The organism is Clostridium sp. D53t1_180928_C8, from assembly GCF_015667795.1.
Classification (GTDB): Bacteria; Bacillota; Clostridia; order Clostridiales; family Clostridiaceae; genus Clostridium.
Window position 1 is genome coordinate 1 of the sequence record NZ_JADPEL010000094.1, and the last position, 4,057, is coordinate 4,057.

At 25.6% G+C, this 4,057-nt stretch carries 5 protein-coding genes; all 5 read left to right on the top strand.

Going from position 1 to position 4,057, the window contains the following annotated elements; all coding sequences use genetic code 11:
* Positions 1 to 259: 259 nt before the first annotated feature.
* Positions 260 to 1,456, top strand: coding sequence for an MFS transporter (locus I4V51_RS20345; RefSeq protein ID WP_195990267.1), 1,197 nt, complete (start codon positions 260 to 262; stop codon positions 1,454 to 1,456).
* Between the two features lie 215 nt (positions 1,457 to 1,671).
* Positions 1,672 to 2,001, top strand: a complete 330-nt coding sequence (locus I4V51_RS20350; RefSeq protein WP_195990268.1) for a hypothetical protein — start codon at positions 1,672 to 1,674, stop codon at positions 1,999 to 2,001.
* Positions 2,002 to 2,077: 76 nt separating this feature from the next.
* Complete coding sequence (locus I4V51_RS20355; RefSeq protein ID WP_195990269.1) at positions 2,078 to 2,755, top strand: hypothetical protein; 678 nt, start codon at positions 2,078 to 2,080, stop codon at positions 2,753 to 2,755.
* 61 nt (positions 2,756 to 2,816) lie between these two features.
* Positions 2,817 to 3,530 carry an SDR family oxidoreductase gene (locus I4V51_RS20360; RefSeq protein ID WP_207746031.1) on the top strand — a complete coding sequence of 238 codons (714 nt, stop codon included), beginning with the start codon at positions 2,817 to 2,819 and terminating at the stop codon, positions 3,528 to 3,530.
* A 76-nt stretch (positions 3,531 to 3,606) separates the two neighbouring features.
* On the top strand, positions 3,607 to 4,057 hold a 451-nt coding region (locus I4V51_RS20365), incomplete at its 3' end, for a flavodoxin domain-containing protein (protein WP_243281589.1).

Sequence of the window (4,057 nt, forward strand, 5' to 3'; positions counted from 1 at the left end):
ATAGATATAAAATTATTTGTAAGTGTATTTAATAATAGTAAGTAAAATTTAAATATTTTCATATAAATACACTAACTAAATTAATTGGTGTACTTATATGAAAAAATAATACATTTTTTATAAACATTATTTAAAGAAGAATGAGTAAGAAGTTACTTTTGATGATATTGTGCTATAAAATGGATAAAAAGTTCAATAAAGTTATAAAAAAGTGTTATATAATACAATTTGTGAATAAATAAAAGAGGAGGACTATAAGATGAAGTTTAACTATAAGCATACTATGTATGCATGTTTTACTGGGTATATCGTTCAAGCAATTATTAATAACTTTGCTCCATTATTATTTCTGACTTTTCAATCATCGTATAATATACCAATATCGAAAATAACATTTTTAGTAACATTTAATTTCGGATTACAATTAGTAATTGATTTTTTATCGGCAGGTTTTATTGATAAGATTGGATATAAGTGGTCTGTAGTAATAGCTCATATTTTTTCAGCTTTAGGACTTATATCATTAACAATATTGCCAGAGTGTTTTAATGATCCATTTATAGGATTAATGCTATCTGTTATGATTTATGCTGTTGGTGGTGGCTTAATAGAAGTACTTATAAGTCCAATAGTAGAAGCATGCCCAACAGATAATAAAGAAAGTGCAATGAGTTTACTTCATTCATTTTATTGTTGGGGACATGTAGGCGTAGTTTTATTATCAACTATATTTTTCGCCATATTTGGAATAATCAATTGGAAATACTTATCATTATTGTGGGCTATTATACCAATGATTAATACTATTTTCTTTATTAAAGTACCTGTTTCTCATTTAAATAAAGATGGGCAAATAGGGTTAACAATTAAAGAATTATTATCTAAGAATTTATTTTGGATTATGATAATTTTAATGGTGTGTGCTGGAGCAAGTGAGCAAGCTGTAAGTCAATGGGCATCTACATTTGCAGAAAAGGGACTTGGAGTTAGCAAAACTATTGGTGATTTAGCTGGACCAATGCTTTTTGCCATAATGATGGGATTATCAAGATTATTGTATGGTAAGTTTAGTGAAAAGATAAATCTTCAAAAAACGATGATTTATAGTGGAGTTCTTTGCTTAGTAAGTTACTTAATTATTTCATTATCACCTTGGCCAATATTAGGTTTTATTGGGTGTAGTATAGCAGGGTTTTCAGTAGGAATATTATGGCCGGGAACTTTTAGTATGTCTGCCACTGAAATAAGGGGAGGAGGAACGGCTATGTTTGCCTTTTTAGCATTAGCAGGAGATTTAGGATGTTCAGCTGGACCAACAGTTGTAGGAAGAGCTTCAGGTATGTTTAATGATAATCTTAAGATTGGAATTTTAGTTGCAAGTATATTTCCCATTTTACTTATTATAGGAATTATTGTTAATAAATATATTCAAAAAAATCAATATTGTAAGCTTTAAAGTTTATAAAGAAATATCTCATTGTTACAAGTATATTTTCATATGTGTAATGATGAGATATTTTAATTTGCTTTCTGTTATACTAAATTGTTGTTAGCAACAATTTAGTATAACAGGAGTATATATGTGAAAACACTTTATATACAAAGTAATAAAAATAAGATTGGGAACATTTATGATAAAAAAATTGTCCAATAGGTATAAGGGGGAGTAGTATGAAAAAGATATATATATTATTTATTATAAGTATAGTACAATTAGTTGGGTGTAATAATACATCAAATAAATATATTAGGGAGAATGCATATAATTATCTAGATTATAGAAACAAAGCTGCCATAATTAATTGGGAATCTGCAGATGTACAGAAGATTAAATTTGAAGAAGAATACTTTATAGAAAATGAGGAAAATACTCCTGTTAATATTAAAAATAAGGAAACATATATAGTTACATTTACAACTAATGATGATATTTTTGGACCTATTATTGTTTACATAGATCAAGATGATAGCAGTGTTTTAGGGATAGATTATAGAGAATAGTAACTTTTATGTAGTAAGATAATTTCTAGAAGATATTTTGTAAATATGATAACTTTAAAGAAAATGGAGGTAAATTATGAAAAACAAAAGAAACATAATAATATCAATAATAATACTAATTACTATTATTTTAGGGGCTATAGTATTATATATATATGGTAAAGATAAGAATACACCTAATGAAAATTTATCAAATGAAGTTATTAATGAAAAATTAGAAGAAGGAACCATAGGTTTTTTAAATTCCATTTCAGGAATTAAAGCTGAAAATATGGAAATAATAAATCAACCTGTAATTGGAGTTAAGGGAAAGGTTATTGTACCAGAAGTATCAATAATTAATGGTATAAAGTATTACTTAAAGAGTACAAAAAATGATAAAATGAGTAATCTTGAAGTAGATATTCAAAATAATAGTATTGACTTATATGTAAATTATGCTGTAAATGATAGTTTTAATACACCAATTAAGGTTAATATTACTCCAAGTCTCAATGAAAATAAGGATTTAGTAATTAATATTGGAGAAGTAAAAGTTCTTGATTTAAAATTAGCTAATTTTCTTGTTAATGTAGCTTTAAAAACTTTTGTTAAAGACTGGTTTAATGATAGCAATATTAAGGTAGATTATGAGAAAAGTAAAGTAATTATTTATAAGGGAAATTTTGAAGGAATAGATATAGATTCTATTTTAGTTAATAATGATGATATAACTTTAGATATTATTATAGATGCAAGGAAGATATTAAATTAAAAATAAAATTAATATTACTAAAGAACAAATAATTATAAGTATATTTAAGGTGGGGATATATATGCAAAAGGTTTGTGTAATTACTGGAGGAACAGGTGGAATAGGATATCACTTATCACTTGGATTTAATGAAAAAGGGTATAAAGTATATGCTTTAGATATAAAGTGTCATGAGGAGTTACCCAAAGAAATATCATTTATAAAAGTAGATTTAAGAAATAGTAATGAAATTAAAGAAGCTTTTAGACAAATAAGGGCAGAAAGTCAATTTGCACATGTATTAATTAATAATGGAGCTATTTCACATTTTAATAAATCTATAAATAATATTACAATAGATGAATTCAATGATGTAATAAGCGTTAATCTAAGTGGAAGCTTTATTTGCTCTAAGGAATTTATTGAAGTGAATAAAGGTCAAAGCTATGGAAGAATAATTAATATTGCATCAACTAGATGGAATCAAAATGAAGCAAATTGGGAAGCTTATGGAGCATCAAAAGGTGGAATAGTATCACTTACAAATTCACTAGCAATATCTTTAAGTGAAACTCCTATAACAGTAAATGCAATAAGCCCAGGATGGATACAAGTTGAAAATTATGAAGAATTAACTGAATTAGATCATAAGCAACATCCATCGAGAAGAGTTGGAAAGCCAAAGGATATATTAAATGCATGTCTTTTTTTAGCAAGTGAAGATAATGATTTTATTAATGGCCATAACCTTGTTGTTGATGGTGGAATGACGAAAAAAATGATTTATGAAGAATAAAATTTAATTGTATATCTTAAGTAAAAGTTTAGTATAAATAAAAGAATAGGATTTTAGTATTATAAGGTGGGGGAAGATGAAAAATCTTATAATTTATGAAAGCAAATATGGTACTACAAAAGAAAGTTCAGAAATAGTAGCTAAAATAATTGGATATTCAAAGATAATAAAAACAGAAAATTTTAAAGCTGATGATAAAACTTTTGATAATTATATAATTTTATCACCTATTTATAATGAAGCTATTCATAAAAAAATAAGAAGTTTCATAGTAGATAATAAAGAGTGGTTAATTAAAAAAGATGTTTATTTTTGTATAGTGAATTTATCTGGTAGAGCAGAATTTTATTTGAAGGAAATTAAGGATATTTTGAAAGATTCTCTTATAATTATGCAATCAATTAATGGAAATTTAATAATTGAAAGACTTGATAAAGAAGATTTTGAGTCAATTAAAAAGTTTTTTCTTATTATGAATCTACCACTTGAAGATAATATTAAATTTGATATTAATGAAGTGGTACAAG